Raw genomic sequence first — 20,699 nt, 5'->3', positions numbered from 1 at the left:
TATATCAGCGCCAATTCATCTTCTCATACGATCCGCGTAGTGAGAGTGGGCCCGAAAGGACCCGCTCTTTTTTATTACCCGAACGCGGCTTGGCGGAAGATGCGGCCCGACGCGCTGTCGGGAAGTTCCGAAGCGGGCTTTGAAAATCGTAACCAAGCCTTAACCATCGAGCGCCTTGACCCCTGATATGACCGAACCGAACACTGGTTCCACGGATGCCGAGTTGCTGGCCGAGCCGAGGCTCGTGGTCGAGCCGGGCGTGGCAGCACGTGTGTCCGCGGTCGCAGCACCGGTGCTCGAGGGCATGGGCTACCGTCTGGTGCGGATCCGCATTTCCGGGGAAGCCGGCTGCACCGTGCAGATCATGGCCGAGCGGCCGGACGGCTCGATGCAGCTCGAGGATTGCGAGGCGATCTCGCGGGCGCTGTCGCCCGTGCTCGATGTTGCCGACCCCATCGATCGCGCCTACCGGCTGGAAATCTCCTCACCGGGAATCGACCGGCCGCTGGTCCGCCGTTCCGATTTCGAGCGCTATTCCGGCCATCTGGTGAAGATCGAGATGGCGGTTGCCCATGAGGGGCGCAAGCGGTTCCGCGGCATGATCGGTCCGGTCGAAGGCGATCGCGTGCATCTGCGTCGCGACGACGTCAAGGCGGGCGACGATCCCGACGTGCTCCTGACGATGGAGGATATCGGCGAGGCCCGCTTGGTGCTGACCGACGAGCTGATCGCCGAATCGATGCGCCGCGGCAAGGCCGAGGAGCGCCAGATGCGCCGGGATCTCGGCCTGGAGCCGCCGCAGGCGCCGCACGCCAAAATCAGCGAAAAGACCACCAAGAACACCAGGCCGAAGAAGAAGCCGGCCCCGACCAATACGAAGAAGCATCGCCTGGCCGCCGAACGCGCGCGACGGGGCGAGATCGAGCCTGACGAAGGAGACTAGCCATGGCAGTCAGCGCCAATCGACTTGAGTTGCTCCAGATCGCCGATGCCGTTGCGCGCGAGAAATCGATCGACCGCGGCATCGTCATCGCGGCGATGGAGGACGCCATCGCCAAGGCGGCGCGCGCCCGTTACGGCAGCGAAACTGACGTTCACGCCGAGATCGACCCGAAGAAGGGCGAGCTGCGGCTGTCGCGCCACATGCTGGTGGTCGAGAAGGTCGAAAACCATTCCAACCAGATCTCGCTGGTGGACGCGCAACGCGCCAATCCCGGTGCCCAGGTCGGCGACACCATCGCCGACACCCTGCCGCCGCTGGAATATGGCCGCATCGCCGCGCAATCGGCCAAGCAGGTCATCGTGCAGAAGGTGCGCGAGGCCGAGCGCGACCGGCAATATCAGGAATTCAAGGATCGCATCGGCGACATCGTCAACGGCGTCGTCAAGCGCGTCGAATATGGCAGCGTGATCGTCGACCTCGGCCGCGGCGAAGCCATCATCCGCCGCGACGAGATGCTGCCGCGCGAAGTCTTCCGCAACGGCGACCGCGTCCGTGCCTACATCTTCGACGTCCGCCGCGAGACGAGAGGTCCGCAGATCTTCCTTTCCCGCACCCATCCGCAGTTCATGGCGAAGCTGTTCGCGCAGGAAGTGCCGGAAATCTATGACGGCATCGTCGAGATCAAGGCGGTTGCCCGCGATCCGGGCTCGCGCGCAAAAATCGGCGTGATTTCCCGCGATTCCTCGGTCGATCCGGTCGGCGCCTGCGTCGGTATGCGCGGCTCGCGCGTGCAGGCCGTGGTGAACGAATTGCAGGGCGAGAAGATCGACATCATTCCGTGGTCGCCCGACATCGCGACCTTCGTGGTCAACGCGCTGGCGCCGGCCGAAGTCTCCAAGGTCGTCATCGACGAAGACCGCGAGCGCATCGAGGTGGTCGTGCCCGACACCAACAACCAGCTTTCGCTGGCGATCGGCCGCCGCGGCCAGAACGTGCGTCTGGCCTCGCAGCTCACCGGCTGGGACATCGACATCCTGACCGAGCAGGAGGAATCGGAGCGCCGCCAGGCCGACTTCGAGAACTCCACCCGCGTCTTCATGGAATCGCTCAACGTCGACGAAGTGGTCGGCCAGTTGCTGGCGTCCGAAGGCTTCACCTCGGTCGAGGAGCTCGCCATGGTGGACCTCAAGGAACTCGCCGGCATCGAGGGCTTCGACGAGGAGACCGCGCAGGAGCTGCAGAGCCGTGCCCGCGAATATCTCGAGCAGCAGGAAGCTGAGATCGAGGCCAGGCGCAAGGAGCTCGGTGTCGAGGACGCCGTCAAGGACGTGCCCGGCGTCACCTCCAAGATGCTGGTGAAGTTCGGCGAGAATGACATCAAGACGGTCGACGACCTCGCCGGCTGCGCCACCGACGATCTGGTCGGCTGGACCGAACGCAAGGAAGGCGGCGAGCAGACCAAGTTCCCCGGCGCGCTCGACGGTATCGACATCTCCCGTGACGATGCCGAGGCGATGATCATGCAGGCCCGCGTCAAGGCCGGCTGGATCACCGAGGCCGATCTGGCCAAGCCCGCCGAGGAGGCTGAGGCGACCGAAGATCAGCCGGCTTAAGGGCAAAGGAGAATGTCGCCCGGATGCTCACCGATACTGACCCCGAACTCGACCATGGCCCGCGGACCGAAAGGTCCGCGACCATGCGGATGTGCGCGGTCAGTCGGCAGGTCCGGCCGATCGACGAGCTGATCCGCTTCGTCATTTCGCCGCAAGGCGACGTAGTTCCAGACCTCAAGCGCAAGCTGCCCGGACGCGGCATGTGGCTCACCGCCTCACGCGGGGTGGTTGCGGAAGCCGTCCGGCGTCACCAATTTAGCAAGGCCTTCAAGCGCGAGCTGCGCATCCCTCAGACGCTTCCTGCCGATATCGAGGCGCTCCTGGTTCGGAGCGTGACGGAAGCCCTTGGGATCGCCGCCAAAGCGGGCCAGGTCGTGGCCGGCTTCGGCAAGGTCGAAAGCGCCCTTCGGGAAGGCACGGCCGGGGTCCTGATCCACGCCAGCGACGGGGCCGCGGACGGAATCCGCAAATTGGACATGCTGGCGCGGCAAAATGCCGGAAATCGCGGCGCCAAGCCGCAGATTCCCGTCGTCACCGCGTTGAAATCGTTAGAATTGGATTTGGCACTGACCCGGTCAAATGTGATACATGCTGCCCTGCTCGCGGGCCCGGCGAGCAAGTCATTCCTGTCACGTAGCCAGATGCTGGTCCGATACCGGATGGCGGACGCTGACAAGACTGCCGAAAAGCCCGGCCAGGATTTCTGAGAGATACGACGACCCGATAGGACGGTGCGGCAACGCACAACACTGATAAATCAGGATTAGGACTGCTGAATGGTTGATACCAAGACCCCTGACGACAAGAAGCTGAGCGTTCCGAGCAAGACGCTATCGCTCAAGCCGCGCGTCGAAACGGGCACTGTCCGCCAGAGCTTCAGCCATGGCCGCAGCAAGCAGGTCGTGGTCGAGAAGCGCGGCAAGCGCCGCATCGACGGCAGTGCCGAACCGCAGGCTCCCACGGTCGTCGCGAAGCCGGCGCCGGCCGCGCCAACTCCGACGCCCGCTCCGTCGCGCCCCGCGCCGCCGCGCAACGCCGGATCCGGCGTGGTGCTGCGTACGCTGACCGAGGACGAACGTTCCGCCCGCGCCAGCGCGCTGGCCGATGCCAAGGTGCGCGAAGTCGAAGAGCGCCGCCAGGCCGAGGAAGAGGCCCAGCGCCGCGCTGTTCGCGAAGCCGCTGAACGCGTCGAGCGCGAAGCTGCCGAATCCCGCCGCAAGGCCGAGGAAGAGCGTCACCGTCACGAAGACGAAGCCAAGCGCAAGGCAGAGACCGAGGCCAAGAAGCGTTTTGGCGAAGGCGAGCAGCCGGCATCCGCGCCGCGCCCCGCAGCCGCCGCCCCGGCCACTCCGGCGCCGCGCCCCGGCGCCCCCGCAGCGCGCCCTGGTACCACCACGGCACGCCCGGGAACATCGACCGCGCGCCCGGGAACGACCACAGCGAGACCGGCAGGAGGCCCGTTGGGCCGCGCTCCGGCGGTTGCTGCCGGCCCGGACGAGGACGATGGTCCGCGCCAGATCCGCCGCGGTCCCGGCGGCGCCGCGCGTCCCGTGGTAGCCCCCAAGCCCACCCACAAGCCCGGCCCGCAGAAGGAGCGCGGCCGCCTGACCGTCGTCACCGCGCTCAATGCCGACGAAGTCCGCGAGCGTTCGATCGCCTCGTTCCGCCGCCGTACCCAGCGCCTGAAGGGCCACGCCTCGAACGAGCCGAAGGAAAAGCTCATCCGCGAGGTGGTCATTCCGGAAGCGATCACGATCCAGGAACTCGCCAACCGCATGGCCGAGCGCGCGGTCGACGTCATCCGCATGCTGATGAAGCAGGGCGCGATGCACAAGATCACCGACGTGATCGACGCCGACACCGCGCAGCTCATTGCCGAAGAGCTCGGCCACACCGTCAAGCGCGTTGCTGCGTCCGACGTTGAAGAGGGTCTGTTCGACGCCACCGACGATTCGACCGATACCGAGACGCGTTCGCCCGTGGTGACCGTCATGGGTCACGTCGACCACGGCAAGACTTCGCTGCTCGACGCGCTCCGTCATGCCAACGTCGTCTCCGGCGAAGCCGGCGGCATCACCCAGCATATCGGCGCCTATCAGGTGCTGTCGCCCGAAAGCGGCAAGAAGATCACCTTCATCGACACACCCGGCCACGCCGCATTCACCGCGATGCGCGCCCGCGGCGCCAAGGTGACCGACATCGTCGTGCTGGTGGTTGCGGCCGATGACGGCGTCATGCCGCAGACGATCGAAGCCATCAACCACGCCAAGGCGGCGCGGGTGCCGATCATCGTTGCCATCAACAAGATCGACAAGCCCGATGCCAAGCCCGAGCGCGTGCGCACCGAGCTGCTCCAGCACGAGGTGCAGGTGGAATCCTTCGGCGGCGAAGTCGTCGACGTCGAAGTGTCCGCCAAGAACAAGACCAATCTCGACAAGCTGCTCGAGATGATCGCGCTCCAGGCCGATATCCTCGACCTCAAGACCAATTCGGAACGGCCGGCCGAGGGCACCGTGATCGAGGCCAAGCTCGACCGCGGCCGCGGTCCGGTCGCGACCGTGCTGGTCCAGCGCGGCACGCTCCGGGTCGGCGACATCATCGTCGCAGGCGCCGAGATGGGCCGCGTCCGCGCGCTGATCTCGGATCAGGGCGAGACCGTGCAGGAAGCAGGTCCCTCGGTGCCGGTCGAAGTGCTCGGCTTCAACGGTCCGCCGGAAGCCGGCGATCGTCTCGCCGTGGTCGAGAACGAAGCTCGCGCCCGCCAGGTCACCAGCTACCGTGCGCACCAGAAGCGCGAGAACGCGGCTGCCTCGATCTCCGGCATGCGCGGCTCGCTCGAGCAGATGATGTCGCAATTGAAGACCGCGGGCCGCAAGGAATTCCCGCTGATCATCAAGGCCGACGTGCAGGGCTCGCTGGAAGCGATCCTCGGCTCGCTGGAGAAGCTCGGCACCGACGAAGTCGCAGCCCGCATCCTGCATGCCGGCGTCGGCGGCATCTCGGAATCCGACGTGACGCTGGCCGAAGGCTTCAACGCCGCGATCATCGGCTTCTCGGTTCGTGCCAACAAGGAGGCCGCTGCGGCGGCCAAGCGCAACGGCATCGAGATCCGCTACTACAACATCATCTACGACCTTGTGGACGACGTGAAGAAGGCGATGAGCGGCCTGCTCGCGCCGACCTTGCGCGAAACCATGCTCGGCAATGCCTCCATCCTGGAGATCTTCAACATCTCCAAGGTCGGCAAGGTCGCCGGCTGCCGCGTCACCGATGGCACCGTGGAACGCGGCGCCAATGTGCGCCTGATCCGCGACAACGTCGTCGTGCACGAAGGCAAGCTGTCGACGCTGAAGCGCTTCAAGGACGAAGTGAAGGAAGTCCAGTCCGGTCAGGAATGCGGCATGGCCTTCGAGAACTACCACGACATGCGCGCAGGCGATGTCATCGAGTGTTATCGCGTGGAGACGATCCAGCGCTCCCTGTAAGTCCAAATCTTACCGAAGCGACTGGATCTTTTTGAGCTGAAATTGCGGGAGTGCGATGGCCGGATTTATTCCGGCCATCGCACCGCATTCGTTTCAACAGGACAAATGACAATGCTCGTGTCCCAAACGCGGGCATGACGAGGTGATTTTCGAGAATGCCACGCCATCATCAGAAAAAAAATTCCGCACCCGGCGGAGGCTCGCAACGTCAGTTGCGCGTCGGCGAGCAGGTTCGCCACGCGATGGCCGATATTCTGGCGCAAGGCAATGTGCATGATGCGGATCTCGAAGGCCACATCATCACCGTGCCGGAGGTGCGGATGTCGCCCGACCTGAAGCTCGCGACAGTCTATGTGATGCCGCTCGGTGGCCACGACACCGCGGTCGTCATTGCTGCGCTCGAACGCAACAAGAAGTTTCTGCGCGGCGAGGTCGCGCGGCGCGTTAACCTGAAATTTGCACCTGATCTTCGTTTCCGCGTCGACGAACGATTCGACGAAGCGGAACGGATCGAGAAGCTTTTGCGAACACCTGCGGTTCAGAAGGACCTCGAACAGGATTTGGAACAGGATCCGGAGACGGATCGGGAAGAAGAACGATGACGATGGACCCGGCTCACGACACGATCAGCGGCGAACAGGCCGATCAGCGCGACGTGCAGAAAAATAATTTTGCGGACGACAATTTTGCGGACCTGGGCGGCAATTCCCGGCCGCATCAGGAGCCGCGCCGCGTCAACAACGATCCGCGCGCCAATGCCAAGCAGAAGGGCAACCAGGTTCGCCGCGACCGGCGTGACGTCCATGGCTGGGTCGTGCTCGACAAGCCGATCGGCATGACCTCGACGCAGGCGGTCGCGGTGCTCAAGCGCCTGTTCAACGCCAAGCGCGCCGGACACGCCGGCACGCTCGATCCGCTCGCCTCGGGCGGGCTGCCGATCGCGCTCGGGGAAGCCACCAAGACCGTTCCCTTCGTCATGGACGGCCGCAAGCGCTACCAGTTCACGGTGTGCTGGGGCGAGGAGCGCGACACCGACGACATCGAGGGCCGGGTGACCGCGACCTCGGACCAGCGTCCGACCCGCGAGGCCATCCTGGCCCTGTTGCCCCGCTTCACCGGGGTGATCGAGCAGATCCCGCCGCGTTATTCCGCGATCAAGGTCCAGGGCGAGCGCGCCTACGACCTCGCCCGCGACGGCGAGGTCGTGGAGCTGGCCCCCCGTCCGGTCGAGATTCACCAATTAACCCTTGTGGATCAACCGGATAACGACCGGGCCGTATTCGAGGCCGAATGCGGCAAGGGCACCTATGTCCGGGCACTGGCCCGCGATATGGGCCGGATTCTCGGCACTTTCGGCCATATCTGCGCGCTCAGGCGGACCCTGGTCGGCCCATTTGGCGAAAACGACATGATTCCGCTGGATCAGCTGGAGGCTTTGTGCGATAGAGCCGCGTCCGGCGAGGGTAGCCTCGCGGACGCGCTTATGCCCGTTGAGACCGCGCTGGACGACATCCCGGCACTGGCCGTCACTCGGGCTGATGCGGCAAGGCTCCATCGGGGCCAGGCCGTTTTGTTGCGCGGACGGGATGCGCCCACTTGTAGCGGCACAGTCTATGTCACGGTGGCAGGCCGTCTTCTCGCGCTTGCTGAAGTCGGCAATGGCGAAATCATCCCCAAGCGTGTGTTCAACCTGACCGGCCTGACTGCCAGCCCCGGTCGCAACGAGAGAAATTGACGATGTCGATTGCCGCAGAACGCAAAGCGGAAGTCATCAAGACGAATGCCAACAAGGCCGGCGACACCGGCTCGCCCGAGGTTCAGGTCGCGATCCTGTCGGAACGCATCAACAACCTCACCAACCATTTCAAGACCCACGTGAAGGACAACCATTCGCGTCGCGGCCTCTTGAAGCTGGTTTCGACCCGCCGCTCGCTGCTCGACTACCTCAAGAAGCGAGACGAGGCGCGTTACAAGGCGCTGCTCGAGAAGCACAACATTCGCCGTTAAGAGTTCTTGCGCGCGCCAACGGCGCGCGTTTTCGCACGTGGTTTCGAACGAAAGCGCTTATTTTAAGCTTTTTGATCGAGGTTGCGCGCACGTCGGAGACGGATCGTTGATGATTCGCATCCGGGGCACGATCAGCGAGACCGCGGTTCGGTGTTCGCATTCGTGCCGACTGACAGTCCAGCAGCAATCCGGCGGCTGGGCACAACGGGCAAGGCGCCCGTATGACCCGAAAGGATGGACGCCATCCGAAATCCAAAAACCATGGCAGGATCGCAGGACGCTGATCACCCGCTTCGATCAGCGCCCCGCAATCTTGCGCATGGTTTTTGTTTTTCGAGCCGTCCTTCTTTCGAGAACCCATGAAAGAAGACATCTATGTTCAATAAGCATTCGGTCGAGATCGACTGGGGTGGACGCACTCTCAAGCTGGAAACCGGCAAGATCGCCCGTCAGGCCGACGGCGCCGTCGTCGCCACCTATGGCGAGACCGTGGTGCTCGCCACCGTCGTCGCGGCGAAGGCGCCGCGCGAAGGCGTCGACTTCCTGCCTCTGACCGTCGACTACCAGGAGAAGACCTACGCTGCGGGCCGCATTCCCGGCGGCTATTTCAAGCGCGAGGGACGTCCGACCGAGAAGGAGACGCTGGTCTCCCGCCTGATCGACCGTCCGATCCGTCCGCTGTTCGTCGACGGCTGGCGCAACGAGACCCAGGTGATCGCCACCGTTCTGTCGCACGACATGGAAAACGATCCCGATATCGTCGCGCTGGTGGCTTCGTCCGCTGCGCTGACGCTGTCCGGCGCGCCCTTCAAGGGCCCGATCGGCGCCGCCCGCGTCGGCTTCGCCAATGACGAATTCATCCTCAACCCGACGCTCGACGAGATGGTCGACACCCAGCTCGACCTCGTCGTCGCCGGCACCGCCGACGCCGTGCTGATGGTGGAATCGGAAGCCAAGGAACTGAACGAAGACATCATGCTCGGCGCCGTGATGTTCGGTCACCGCCACTTCCAGCCGGTGATCAACGCGATCATCGAGCTCGCCGAGAAGGCGGCCAAGGAGCCGCGCGAAGTCACCGTCATCGACAATTCGGCGCTCGAGAAGGAAATGCTCGGCCTGGTCGAGCAGGAGCTGCGCGCCGCCTACGCCATTCCGGTCAAGCAGGATCGCTACGCTGCGGTCGGCAAGGTCAAGGAAAAGGTGATCGCCCACTACTTCCCGGAAGGGCAGGAGCCGAAATACGACAAGCTGCGCATCGCCGGCGTGTTCAAGGAGCTCGAAGCCAAGATCGTTCGCTGGAACATCCTCGACACCGGCAAGCGCATCGACGGTCGCGACAGCAAGACCGTGCGCAATATCGTCGCCGAAGTCGGCGTGCTGCCCCGCGCCCACGGTTCGGCGCTGTTCACCCGCGGCGAGACCCAGGCGATGGTCGTGACCACGCTGGGCACCGGCGAGGACGAGCAGTACATCGACGCGCTGTCGGGAACGTACAAAGAGACGTTCCTGCTGCACTACAACTTCCCTCCCTACTCGGTCGGTGAGACCGGTCGCCTCGGCGGCACCAAGCGTCGCGAGATCGGCCACGGCAAGCTGGCCTGGCGCGCAATCCACCCGGTGCTGCCGCCGCACCACGAATTCCCCTACACCACGCGCGTGGTGTCGGAGATCACCGAGTCGAACGGCTCGTCCTCGATGGCTTCGGTCTGCGGCGCCTCGCTCGCGCTGATGGATGCCGGCGTGCCGTTGAAGCGGCCGACCGCGGGCATCGCGATGGGCCTGATCCTCGAAGACAAGCGCTTCGCGGTTCTCTCGGACATCCTCGGTGACGAGGACCATCTCGGCGACATGGACTTCAAGGTCGCCGGTACCGAGCAAGGCATCACCTCGCTCCAGATGGACATCAAGATCGAGGGCATCACCGAAGAGATCATGAAGGTCGCGCTCGCCCAGGCCAAGGATGGACGTATCCACATCCTCGGCGAGATGGCCAAGGCGCTCACCAACGCCCGTGCCGAGCTCGGCGAATACGCGCCGCGCATCGAGACCTTCAAGATCGCCACCGACAAGATCCGCGAAGTGATCGGCACCGGCGGCAAGGTGATCCGCGAGATCGTCGAGAAGACCGGCGCCAAGGTCAACATCGAGGACGACGGCACCGTGAAGGTCGCCTCCAGCGATGGCGAGGCGATGAAGGCCGCGATCAAGTGGATCAAGTCGATCGCCTCCGATCCGGAAGTCGGCCAGATCTATGACGGCACCGTCGTCAAGGTGATGGAGTTCGGCGCCTTCGTGAACTTCTTCGGCTCCAAGGATGGTCTCGTCCACATCAGCCAGCTGGCGTCGGCGCGTGTGCAGAAGACCTCCGACGTCGTCAAGGAGGGCGACAAGGTCAAGGTCAAGCTGCTCGGCTTCGACGATCGCGGCAAGACCCGCCTGTCGATGAAGGTGGTCGATCAGACCACCGGCGAAGACCTCGAAGGCAAGGACAAGGGCGGCGAGGGCGAGAAGGCCCCGCGCGAAGCAGCCGGCGAGTAAGCCTCGCTACACTGCAGAAAACGAAAGGGCGGCCGAAAGGCCGCCCTTTTTGTTTGTGCCGCTCCGGGCGAGATGCGCCCCCTCTCCCGCTTGCGGGGGAGGGTTGGGTGGCAGTGCTTCCGCAAAGAGACTCCCAACGACGAGAGAGCCCCCACCCGCGCCTTCGGCGCGACCTCCCCCGCAAAGCGGGAGAGGTTGCACCGAGCCCGAGGTGAGATCAGTCGACCTCAGCCCGCGCTGTCGTAGCGGTCGAGGTTCATCACCTTGGTCCAGGCCTTGGCGAAGTCCTTTACGAACTTCTCCTTGGAGTCCGAGGTGGCATAGACCTCGGCGAAGGCGCGGAGCTGGGAGTGCGCACCGAAGATCAGATCGACGCGCGTGCCAGTCCACTTCACCGCGTTGGTCTTGCGGTCGCGGGCCTCGTAGCTGCCGTCGGCCACCGGCGTCCACTGCGCACTCATGTCGAGCAGATTGACGAAGAAGTCGTTGCTGAGCGTGCCCACCTTCGAAGTGAGAACGCCATGCTTCGAACCGTTCGCATTGGCGCCGAGCACGCGCAGACCACCGAGCAGGACCGTCATTTCCGGACCGGTGAGCCTGAGCAGCTGGGCGCGATCGACGAGGGCTTCTTCCTGCTGCAGGAACTGATGCTTCTTGCCGACATAGTTGCGGAAGCCATCGGCCCGCGGCTCGAGCGGCGCGAAGGACTCAGCATCGGTCTGCTCCTGCGAAGCATCCATGCGGCCCGGCGTGAAGCCGACCTTCACGTCGACGCCGGCATCCTTGGCGGCCTTCTCGACCGCGGCGGTACCGCCGAGCACGATGAGGTCCGCGAGCGAGACCTTCTTCGCGCCTGAAGACGCGTTGAAGTCCTTCTGGATCGCTTCGAGCTTGCCGAGAACCTTGGAGAGCTGAGCCGGCTGGTTCACCTCCCAATCCTTCTGCGGGGCAAGGCGGATGCGTGCGCCGTTGGCACCGCCGCGCTTGTCCGAGCCGCGGAACGTCGAGGCCGACGCCCACGCGGTCGAGACCAGCTCGGAGACCGACAGACCCGACGCCAGGATCTTGTTCTTCAGCGCAGCGATGTCCTGCTCGCTGACCAGCTCGTGATTCACGGCCGGAATCGGATCCTGCCAGATCAGCGTCTCCTTCGGCACCAGCGGGCCGAGATAGCGCTGGATCGGCCCCATGTCGCGATGGGTGAGCTTGAACCAGGCGCGGGCAAAGGCGTCCGCGAACTGATCCGGGTTCTCCAGGAAGCGACGCGAGATCTTCTCGTAGGCCGGATCGAAGCGCAGCGAGAGGTCGGTGGTCAGCATCGTCGGCCGATGCTTCTTCGACTTGTCGAAGGCGTCGGGAATGATCGCGTCGGCGCCCTTGGCCGTCCACTGGTTCGCACCGCCCGGGCTCTTCGTCAGCTCCCATTCGAAATTGAAGAGATTCTCGAAGAAGTTGTTGCTCCACTTGGTCGGCGTCGCCGTCCAGGTCACTTCGAGACCGCTGGTGATGGAATCACCGGCGAGGCCCGAAGCGTGCTTGCTCTTCCAGCCGAGGCCTTGATCCTCGAGCGCGCCCGCTTCCGGCTCCGGACCGACCAGCGACGGATCGCCGGCGCCGTGTGTCTTGCCGAAGGAGTGGCCGCCGGCGATCAGCGCGACGGTCTCTTCGTCGTTCATCGCCATGCGGGCGAAGGTCTCGCGGATGTCCTTGGCCGCAGCGACCGGATCCGGCTTGCCGTTCGGGCCTTCCGGATTGACGTAGATGAGGCCCATCTGCACCGCGCCGAGCGGCTCGGCGAGCTGGCGTTCGCCGCTGTAGCGCTCATCACCAAGCCACGTGCCTTCGGGACCCCAATAGAGCTCTTCCGGCTCCCAGACGTCGGCGCGGCCGCCGGCGAAGCCGAAGGTCTTGAAGCCCATCGATTCCAGCGCGACGTTGCCGGCGAGAACCATCAGGTCGGCCCAGGAGAGCTTGCGGCCGTATTTCTGCTTGATCGGCCACAGCAGCCGGCGCGCCTTGTCGAGGTTGGCGTTGTCGGGCCAGCTGTTGAGCGGCGCGAAACGCTGCTGGCCGGCACCGGCGCCGCCACGGCCGTCGGTGATGCGGTAGGTGCCTGCGCTGTGCCAGGCCATGCGGATCATGAGACCGCCATAGTGACCGAAATCGGCTGGCCACCACTCCTGCGAGTCCGTCATCAGCGCGGTCAGGTCCTTGACCACCGCCTTAAGGTCGAGCGTCTTGAATTCCTTGGCATAGTCGAATTCGTCGCCCATCGGATCGGATAGGCCGGAATTCTTGTGCAGCATCTCGATGCTGAGCTGAGTTGGCCACCAATCGCGGTTCGCTGGCACGCGTTTTCCACCCGAAAACGGGCACTTCGAAGTGTCGTCCATGAATACCTCCTCTGGTGGCGTCGAACTCGCGCCTTTGACCAGGTAGAACCACTCTAAGCGTCGCGTCCTATCAGGTAAAGTTGACTTTAATGATCGCTGCGATAGGATTTTCTGATGATAAACCTGACGCTGCGCCAGCTCCGGTATTTCGACGCCCTGGCGCGTCACGGGCATTTCGGCCGCGCGGCCGAGTCCTGCTCCATCTCGCAACCGGCCTTGTCGATGCAGATCAAGGAGTTGGAGGAGACGCTCGGCGGCCTGCTGCTCGAGCGCAGCGCCCGGCAGGTGGCGCTGACGCGGTTCGGCGAGGAGCTCGCGCAACGCGTCCGCGACATTTTGCGCTCGGTCGATGAGCTCGGCGATTTCGCCCGCGCCTCGCAGGACCGCTTCGCCGGCCGCCTGCGCATCGGCATGATCCCGACGATCGCGCCGTATCTGCTGCCCACCATCACCAAGAATCTCACGCGCATGCATCCGGAGCTCGACATCCGTGTGCGCGAGACCATGACGCCGCGATTGATCCAGGAGTTGGTGGAAGGCCGGCTCGACACCGCCATCGTGGCGCTGCCGGTGTCCGAGCCTTCGCTCACCGAGGTCGCCCTGTTCGAGGAGAAATTCCTGCTGGTCCGGCCGAGCGCGGATGAAGGGACCCCGGCGCCGTCGCGCGAGATGATGCGCGAGATGCGGCTGTTGCTGCTCGAAGAGGGACACTGCTTCCGCGATCAGGCGCTGTCGTTTTGCAACATGCAGTCGGCGCCGCCGCGCGAGATGCTGGATGCCAATTCGCTGTCGACGCTGGTCCAGATGGTCAGCGCCGGCATCGGGGTCACGTTGATCCCGGAGATGGCGGTGCCGGTGGAAACGCGATCGGCCTCGGTCTCGCTCGCGCGCTTCCGCGACCCGCAGCCATCGCGCACCATCGGCATGGTCTGGCGCAAGACCAGCCCGCTGGCGCGGCAGCTGCTGCAAATCTCCGAAGTGGTGTGCCTGTCGGCCGGCAAGGTGCGCGCACGCCCACCTGTACGCAGCCAGCGGGCCTGAGGCTCCAATGTCGCAACCGATCATCCGCCTCGCCCGCGCCGACGAATATGACGAGGTCGGCCGCGTCTGGATGGAGAGCTGGGTCTCGACCGGGTTCGGCGAGGCCAGCGACTTTCTGCTCGCCAATCTCCGCGCCCGCATCCGACGCGAGATCGAGAACGGCTGGAGCCTGTTCGTCGCCGATGATCGCGGCACGATCGCCGCCATGCTGGCGCTGCATGTGCCAAAACTCTATCTGGATATGCTTTTCGTTGGACCCGCCTATCAGGGGCAATCGCTCGGGCGAAAGCTGCTCGCCTTCGCCCGCACGCAAATGCCGGATGAGATGTATCTGCGCTGCGTGCGCGAGAACGAAAAAGCCTGGCGCTGGTACGAGCGCGAAGGCTTTGTGTTCGAGAAAGAGGAGATCGAGCCGTCGAACGGGTTCATGATGAAATATTACCGGTGGCAGAAGACGTCATAGGTTCTGCTTGCGGAGGCGCCCCGCACGCTCTAGTTTTCGGATTACATCTCAGCAACTTCAGCTCCCGAGTCATGTTACGCAATCTCGCCGTCGCCGCCCTGTTCGCGTCGCTTTGTGCATCGACCGGATGGGCCCAGTCTCCCTCCACTCCACCAACTGCCACACCCCCAGCAACAGCCAAGCCTGTTGCGAAAAAGGCTGCGCCGAAGGCCAAGCAGCCGGCAGCGAACAAGCCGCAAGCGGTGGACGTCGGCCCCTGCAAGCTCGGCGTAATCTCTGTGATCGGGGAGCGCTACTCCGTCCAGAAGTTCGGGCTGACCATCTTCGAGAACGAGGAGGCCGAAGTTCCTATCGACTGGGGTCTCGACGATCTCGTATTTGCGCGCGTGAAAGCGGCAACAGGCGGCGATCCCGGTGTTCGCAGGATCGCCTACCCCAAGGGTGCCTTCGAACCGTTCTATCATCCGAAATCGCGATTCATTCCCGATCCCAACGAACGCCTGCCAGCGATCGTGCGTGGCATCACGCCGAACGTGAGCTGCGATCGCTATCTGGTTGCGACGACATACAAGGGCGAATTGCCGGGCAGCCGCATGATGTTGAACGGAATCGGCACATTCAACCAAGGGCTCGGAAATCTGATCCGGCATTCGCATTTGTTCGCGAACATCTCGATCAACCTGATCGACGGCCGGAGCTACGAGGAGATCAAGCGCCCCTTTGTAAATTTCGGCGCGAACTTCGCCGCAAGTATGCGACTGACCGAAGACCCGCTTAACAAGCTCGACAATGACCAGTTCCCCAACCCGCCCGCGACCGCTTCGAGCAGCGCGATCCTGCGCGAGAGAACGCGGGCGCTCATCACCGACAGGCTCGATCGGGGGCTTCCCGGCTATCTGAAGCAAGACTGACACGCACTCATTCGCGTCGACCAAGATGTTGACGACCGAACGCTGCATCGGACCAACCGTAGTGCGTTGCGATTTCGAAGCAGACACGCGATGAATAGCCTCGCCCGCCTCACGCCGATGGAAGGTTCCGCGCCATGATCAAGCTCTATTGGTCGCCCCGCTCGCGCTCGTTCACGACGCTCTGGCTGATGGAAGAGAGCGGCCTCGCCTATGAACGCGTGCTGACCGACATCTCGACCGGCGCGCAGAAGGCGCCGGACTATCTGAAGATCAATCCGATGGGCAAGGTGCCCGCGCTCAGCGACGGCGACGCCGCACTCGGCGAGGCCGCCGCGATCTGCGCCTACATTGCCGACCGCTATCCCGAGACCAAGCTGGCGCCTGCCGTAACCGATCCGCGCCGCGCGCGCTATCTGCAATGGCTGTTCTTCTCACCGAGCTGCATCGAGCCCGCCATCATCCAGATCTTCACCAAGATCGAGATCCCGACCTCGACCGCAGCCTGGGGCAGCGCGACGCAGGTGTTCGACGTGCTGGAGGCTGCGCTTGCCAAGGGGCCGTGGATTCTCGGCGAGGAGTTTTCGGCCGCCGACATCACGATCGGCTCGGGCCTGAATTACGCGGTGCGCCTGTTCAAGATGGTGCCGTCGCGGCCCGCCTTCGATGCCTATATCGCGCGCTGCATGGCACGTCCCGCGTTCCAGCGGGCAGAGAAGATCGCGGAGGGTTAGCCGAACTCTCGTAGGGTGGGCAAAGCGTAGCGTGCCCACGTCTTCTATCTATGACAACCGCTGAGAGATCGTGGGCACGTCGCTTGCGCGCCTTTGCCCACCCTACGGCAGCGTCGTCTATTCCGCCTTCAAATCGTCAGGCCGCGGCATCAGGACGATGTTGTAGCCGGAATCGACATAGTGGATCTCGCCGGTCACGCCGCCGGAGAGATCCGACAGCAGGTACAGCGCCGAGCCGCCGAGCTCGTCGAGCGTGACGCCGCGGCGGAGCGGCGAATGCTTCTGCATGAAGGCGAACATCGCGCGCGCCTCGCCGATGCCGGAGCCCGCGAGTGTGCGGATGGGGCCCGCGGAGATCGCGTTGACGCGGATGCCGCGCGGTCCGAAATCGGAGGCGAGATAGCGCACGGAGGCTTCCAGCGCCGCCTTGGCCACGCCCATCACATTGTAGTTCGGCATCGCGCGCTCGGAGGCGCCGAAGGTCAGCGTGATCATGCTGCCACCTTCGGTCATCAGCTCGGCGGCGCGCTTTGCGACCTCCGTGAACGAGAAGCAGGAGATCACCATGGTGCGTGAAAAGTTCTCGCGGCTGGTGTCGGCGTAGCGGCCCTTCAGCTCGTTCTTGTCGGCAAAGCCGATCGCGTGGATGACGAAATCGAGCTTGCCCCATTTTTCACGGAGCGCATCGAAGGTCGCATCGACGCTGGCGATGTCCTCGACGTCGCACGGCAGCACGAGGTCGACACCGAGCTGCTCCGCCAGCGGCTTGACGCGCTTGCCGAGGGCCTCGCCCTGAAAGGTGAAGGCAAGCTCGGCGCCGTGGGCGTGCAGCGTCTTCGCCATGCCCCAGGCGATCGAATGATCATTGGCGATGCCCATGATCAGACCGCGCTTGCCTTTCATCAGACCTTCCATTGTCGTTCCCATTATCCTGAGGTCATCGCCCGCCTTGTGCGCGCTGCGCACTGGGGCGGGCGATCCAGTATTCCAGTGACGGTCATGATCGATCGAGAAGCCGCGGCGTACTGGATGCCCCGCTTTCGCGGGGCATGACAGGGTCGGTGATCACACATCCAGCCGGCTGAACACCAGCGTGGCGTTGGTGCCGCCGAAGCCGAAGGAGTTCGACAGCACGGTGCCGATCTTGGCGTTGTCGATGCGCTTGCGCACGATCGGCATGTCGGCGAACACGGGATCGAGCTCCTGGATATGTGCGCTCTCGCAGATGAAGCCGTTATTCATCATCAGCAGCGAGTAGATCGCCTCCTGCACGCCGGTGGCGCCCAGCGAGTGGCCGGTCAGCGCCTTGGTCGCCGAGATCGGCGGGCACTTCTCGCCACTTCCGAACACGCGGCGGAGCGCATCGATCTCCGGCGGATCGCCGGCCGGGGTCGAGGTCGCGTGCGGATTGATGTAGTCGACCTTGGTCTTCACCGTCGACATCGCCATGCGCATGCAGCGCTCGGCGCCTTCGCCCGAGGGCGCGACCATGTCGTAGCCGTCCGAGGTCGCGCCGTAGCCGACGATCTCGCCGTAGATGCGGGCGCCGCGCGCCTTGGCATGTTCGAGCTCTTCCAGCACCAGCACGCCGGCACCGCCGGCGATGACGAAGCCGTCGCGGTTGACGTCGTAGGGCCGCGAGGCGGTGGCGGGCGTGTCGTTGTATTTCGAGGACATCGCGCCCATGGCGTCGAACAGCACGGAGAGCGACCAGTCCAGCTCCTCGCAGCCGCCGGCGAAGATGACGTCCTGCTTGCCGATCTGGATCGTCTCATAGGCATTGCCGACGCAATGGTTCGACGTCGCGCAGGCCGACGAGATCGAATAGTTCACGCCCTTGATCTTGAACCAGGTCGCAAGCGTCGCGGAGGCCGTGGACGACATCGCCTTCGGCACTGCGAAAGGTCCGACGCGCTTCGGTCCCTTGGTGCGGGTGATGTCGGCGGATTCGACGATGGTGCGGGCGGAGGGGCCGCCGGAGCCCATGATGATGCCGGTGCGGATGTTGGAGACTTCGTCAGGCGAAAGACCGGAGTCCTGGATCGCCTGTTCCATTGCGACGTGATTCCATGCCGCGCCCTGACCGAGGAAACGCATCGCGCGGCGGTCGACCACCGTCGCGGGATCGAGCGACGGCGCGCCCGCTACCTGCGAACGGAAGCCGAGCTCGGCATATTTCTCAGCCCGCGAAATGCCCGACTTCGCCTCGTGAAGGCTCGCAAGCACTTCCTGGGTGTTGTTTCCGATCGACGAGACGATGCCCATCCCGGTGACCACAACCCGCCTCATGACAGCCTCGCCTCAATCGTTGTTGTCTTGGTGATGCGCTCAGCCCAGGCTCGTGCCCTGCTTGAACAGGCCGACCTTCAAGTCCTTGGCGCGATAAATAATCTGGTCATCGACCGAAAGCCACCCGTCGGCGATACCGAGCACCAGCTTTGAACGCATCACGCGTTTGATATCGACGTTGTACACAACCTTACGGGCCTCGGGCAGCACCTGGCCGCTGAACTTCAGCTCGTTCAGGCCAAGCGCGCGACCACGACCTTCGCCTCCGGTCCAGCCCAGGTAAAAGCCGACCATTTGCCAAAGCGCGTCGAGGCCGAGGCAGCCGGGCATCACCGGATCGTTCTTGAAGTGGCAGCCGAAGAACCAGAGGTCGGGCTTCACGTCGAGCTCGGCGCGCACCAGCCCCTTGCCGAACTCGCCGCCATTGTCGTTGATGTCAGTAATGCGGTCGAACATCAGCATCGGCGGCAACGGCAGCTGGGCATTGCCCGGGCCGAACATCTCGCCGCGGCCACAGGCCAGCAGATCTTCGTATTCGTAACCGTTGCGCCTGTTCAGCATGCAGAGCCTCTGTTTGAATTCCGAGCGGCGCTTTTTGGCGAAAATGGGCCCCGTTTCGGTCGGAGAGCAACGCCAATTGCCACTGTCAGGCGCTGCGTCCGCATGCCCCGGATGGACTGCGGACCGGGCCTCGTGCCCGGCTGCGCCAAAATCGGCTAAGCGGAACCGCGCGCTCTCTAACACAGGCCATTTCGGGTAGCAAAGTGCATCCATGAAGGTAAAATGACGCGATACCGGGCCGGTTCCAAGCCTTATTAGAACCTCTCTAGTTGCGAGAAACTTGCATCTGCATCTTTCTGTTCTTATATTGCTGAAAGATATTGTTCACGCGTGCCCGAAATCTGGAAATGAGCGAGAATACTGCGCCCCATCACGACGACGACGTCCACTCCGCGGCCCTGCTGTCCGGCCGCCAGCCGGCTCTCACCGGCTGCCCCTGGCACGACGTCAACGAAATGCTCCAGTCCGCCGGGCTCCGTCCGACGCGTCAGCGCATGGCACTGGGCTGGCTGTTGTTCGGCAAAGGTGCTCGCCACCTCACGGCTGAAATGCTCTACGAGGAAGCGACGCTCGCCAAGGTTCCGGTGTCGCTGGCGACGGTCTACAACACGCTGAACCAGCTCACCGATGCGGGCCTGCTCCGCCAGGTCAGCGTCGACGGCACCAAGACCTATTTCGACACCAACGTCACCACCCACCATCACTACTACCTCGAGAACAGCCATGAGCTGGTCGACATCGAGGATCCGCATCTGGCGCTGTCCAAGATGCCGGAAGTGCCGGAGGGTTACGAGATCGCGCGCATCGACATGGTCGTGCGCCTGCGCAAGAAGCGCTGAACCTCACAACTCTATTGTCGTCCCGGCGAACGCCGGGACACATACTGCGTGATTCCTCAATGAGGCACGCCGGTTGACGCCTCCCAAAACGATTGAACCCTGTGGTTATGGTCCCGGCGTTCGCCGGGACCACAGCAGCGTCAGTTCACCTGCTCGTCCGAATACACGCCCCAGAGGCGCTCCTGCTGGATCCAGCCGTCAAAACCGTTGCCGGTGACGCGGCACCAGTTTGCAGCGCACTTCTTTACCTGCGTGACGACGCCGGCCTGGAGTCTTGCTGCAACCGCGCTGTCGAGATCGGCGCGATCGTAGATCGGGGCGAGGTCGTCCTTGTGCTTCATGGTGACGACCGCGGTGCGGCGGCCCGACAGCAGCGAGTGATAGACCCAGCCCTCGGCGCCTTCGGAATCGCGCACCCGGCGCCAATTCTCGAATTCGGCGGTGATTTCCACCGGCAGGCCCGAACGGGTGTAGACCCAGGCCACGTCATTGTCCTTGGTCGGGCCGGCCCGGACGTTCACGTGATCCGATTTGAGGCTGACATAGCGCGGCACCGGCAGGCCGCTGGCGGTCTGGGGCGTGGTGTCCTTGGCCGAATGCGAGGGGCCGACCGAAGCGCTCAACCAGGTGCAAACGAGCGCCATTACCGAACAAAAACGCCCCAACGCCATCAACCCGTCTCCTGTCGAAGACCCGGCCCGAGCCCGGTCCTCACCCCAAATTCCAAAACCTGCCGCGCAATCCCCTGACCCGCCCCCCGCGGGTGTTCCCCAAACCGGGCTCCTTGAAGCCTTGACCCGTGGTTCTTGTCTTGGCCCGGCCTTCTGCTAGAGAGGACGGGCACTTGAACAACCAGTTTGCCCCGATTTTCCGGCCGGAAATATC

At 64.0% G+C, this 20,699-nt stretch carries 18 protein-coding genes; 13 read left to right on the top strand and 5 right to left on the bottom strand.

Annotated features, from left to right (window positions below):
- The first annotated feature begins 187 nt into the window (after positions 1 to 187).
- The 8 genes from rimP (at position 188) to pnp (ending at position 10,586) form a co-directional block, all read left to right on the top strand.
- Entirely contained in the window at positions 188 to 943 is a 756-nt protein-coding gene (gene rimP / locus GGD67_RS10895) for a ribosome maturation factor RimP (RefSeq protein WP_018319419.1), read from the top strand.
- 2 nt (positions 944 to 945) lie between these two features.
- Positions 946 to 2,556 (top strand): transcription termination factor NusA, encoded by a 1,611-nt coding sequence (gene nusA, locus GGD67_RS10890; protein WP_018319418.1) that lies wholly within the window; start codon positions 946 to 948, stop codon positions 2,554 to 2,556.
- 23 nt (positions 2,557 to 2,579) lie between these two features.
- On the top strand, positions 2,580 to 3,263 hold the full coding sequence (locus GGD67_RS10885; protein WP_018319417.1) for an RNA-binding protein: 684 nt from the start codon (positions 2,580 to 2,582) through the stop codon (positions 3,261 to 3,263).
- Positions 3,264 to 3,332: 69 nt separating this feature from the next.
- Positions 3,333 to 6,041, top strand: a complete 2,709-nt coding sequence (gene infB, locus GGD67_RS10880) for a translation initiation factor IF-2 (protein WP_018319416.1) — start codon at positions 3,333 to 3,335, stop codon at positions 6,039 to 6,041.
- A gap of 155 nt (positions 6,042 to 6,196) precedes the next feature.
- On the top strand, positions 6,197 to 6,643 hold the full coding sequence (gene rbfA / locus GGD67_RS10875; protein ID WP_018319415.1) for a 30S ribosome-binding factor RbfA: 447 nt from the start codon (positions 6,197 to 6,199) through the stop codon (positions 6,641 to 6,643).
- Positions 6,640 to 7,776 (top strand): tRNA pseudouridine(55) synthase TruB, encoded by a 1,137-nt coding sequence (gene truB / locus GGD67_RS10870; RefSeq protein ID WP_179732627.1) that lies wholly within the window; start codon positions 6,640 to 6,642, stop codon positions 7,774 to 7,776. Before rbfA ends, truB begins: the two co-directional genes overlap by 4 nt.
- A 2-nt stretch (positions 7,777 to 7,778) precedes the next feature.
- On the top strand, positions 7,779 to 8,048 hold the full coding sequence (gene rpsO, locus GGD67_RS10865) for a 30S ribosomal protein S15 (protein WP_008131787.1): 270 nt from the start codon (positions 7,779 to 7,781) through the stop codon (positions 8,046 to 8,048).
- Between the two features lie 375 nt (positions 8,049 to 8,423).
- Positions 8,424 to 10,586 (top strand): polyribonucleotide nucleotidyltransferase, encoded by a 2,163-nt coding sequence (pnp, locus tag GGD67_RS10860; RefSeq protein WP_018319413.1) that lies wholly within the window; start codon positions 8,424 to 8,426, stop codon positions 10,584 to 10,586.
- Positions 10,587 to 10,813: 227 nt separating this feature from the next.
- Here the strand turns inward: pnp and katG are convergent, their stop codons facing one another.
- Complete coding sequence (gene katG / locus GGD67_RS10855; RefSeq protein WP_179732625.1) at positions 10,814 to 12,979, bottom strand: catalase/peroxidase HPI; 2,166 nt, start codon at positions 12,977 to 12,979, stop codon at positions 10,814 to 10,816.
- A gap of 114 nt (positions 12,980 to 13,093) precedes the next feature.
- On the opposite strand from katG, the gene GGD67_RS10850 reads away from it, so the two are divergent.
- The 4 genes from GGD67_RS10850 to GGD67_RS10835 all read left to right on the top strand — a co-directional run bounded on the left by GGD67_RS10850 (position 13,094) and on the right by GGD67_RS10835 (position 16,125).
- Positions 13,094 to 14,020, top strand: a complete 927-nt coding sequence (locus tag GGD67_RS10850) for a hydrogen peroxide-inducible genes activator (RefSeq protein WP_179732622.1) — start codon at positions 13,094 to 13,096, stop codon at positions 14,018 to 14,020.
- 7 nt (positions 14,021 to 14,027) lie between these two features.
- A complete protein-coding gene (locus GGD67_RS10845) occupies positions 14,028 to 14,483 on the top strand; it encodes a GNAT family N-acetyltransferase (protein WP_179732620.1) in 456 nt (151 codons plus the stop codon).
- 71 nt (positions 14,484 to 14,554) lie between these two features.
- Complete coding sequence (locus GGD67_RS10840) at positions 14,555 to 15,394, top strand: hypothetical protein (protein WP_026202925.1); 840 nt, start codon at positions 14,555 to 14,557, stop codon at positions 15,392 to 15,394.
- Positions 15,395 to 15,528: 134 nt separating this feature from the next.
- Positions 15,529 to 16,125: a glutathione S-transferase family protein gene (locus GGD67_RS10835; RefSeq protein WP_179732618.1), complete on the top strand. Its 597-nt coding sequence runs from the start codon at positions 15,529 to 15,531 to the stop codon at positions 16,123 to 16,125.
- Positions 16,126 to 16,242: 117 nt separating this feature from the next.
- On the opposite strand, the gene fabI is transcribed toward GGD67_RS10835, so the two are convergent.
- From fabI to fabA, 3 genes are all read right to left on the bottom strand, one after another.
- Positions 16,243 to 17,040 carry an enoyl-ACP reductase FabI gene (fabI, locus tag GGD67_RS10830; RefSeq protein WP_018323400.1) on the bottom strand — a complete coding sequence of 266 codons (798 nt, stop codon included), beginning with the start codon at positions 17,038 to 17,040 and terminating at the stop codon, positions 16,243 to 16,245.
- A 150-nt stretch (positions 17,041 to 17,190) separates the two neighbouring features.
- Positions 17,191 to 18,414, bottom strand: coding sequence for a beta-ketoacyl-ACP synthase I (fabB, locus tag GGD67_RS10825; RefSeq protein ID WP_018323401.1), 1,224 nt, complete (start codon positions 18,412 to 18,414; stop codon positions 17,191 to 17,193).
- Between the two features lie 39 nt (positions 18,415 to 18,453).
- Positions 18,454 to 18,975: a bifunctional 3-hydroxydecanoyl-ACP dehydratase/trans-2-decenoyl-ACP isomerase gene (gene fabA / locus GGD67_RS10820; RefSeq protein ID WP_018323402.1), complete on the bottom strand. Its 522-nt coding sequence runs from the start codon at positions 18,973 to 18,975 to the stop codon at positions 18,454 to 18,456.
- Between the two features lie 347 nt (positions 18,976 to 19,322).
- Here fabA and irrA point away from each other — a divergent pair, with 347 nt between their 5' ends.
- Positions 19,323 to 19,814 carry an iron response transcriptional regulator IrrA gene (irrA, locus tag GGD67_RS10815; RefSeq protein WP_014490952.1) on the top strand — a complete coding sequence of 164 codons (492 nt, stop codon included), beginning with the start codon at positions 19,323 to 19,325 and terminating at the stop codon, positions 19,812 to 19,814.
- Positions 19,815 to 19,954: 140 nt separating this feature from the next.
- Here irrA and GGD67_RS10810 read toward each other — a convergent pair whose 3' ends face one another.
- Positions 19,955 to 20,485, bottom strand: a complete 531-nt coding sequence (locus GGD67_RS10810; protein ID WP_018323403.1) for an SH3 domain-containing protein — start codon at positions 20,483 to 20,485, stop codon at positions 19,955 to 19,957.
- Positions 20,486 to 20,699 lie beyond the last annotated feature (214 nt).

This window comes from Bradyrhizobium sp. IAR9 (assembly GCF_013408065.1).
In the GTDB taxonomy this organism is placed as follows: domain Bacteria; phylum Pseudomonadota; class Alphaproteobacteria; order Rhizobiales; family Xanthobacteraceae; genus Bradyrhizobium.
This window is presented reverse-complemented; position numbering and strand designations above follow the sequence as displayed.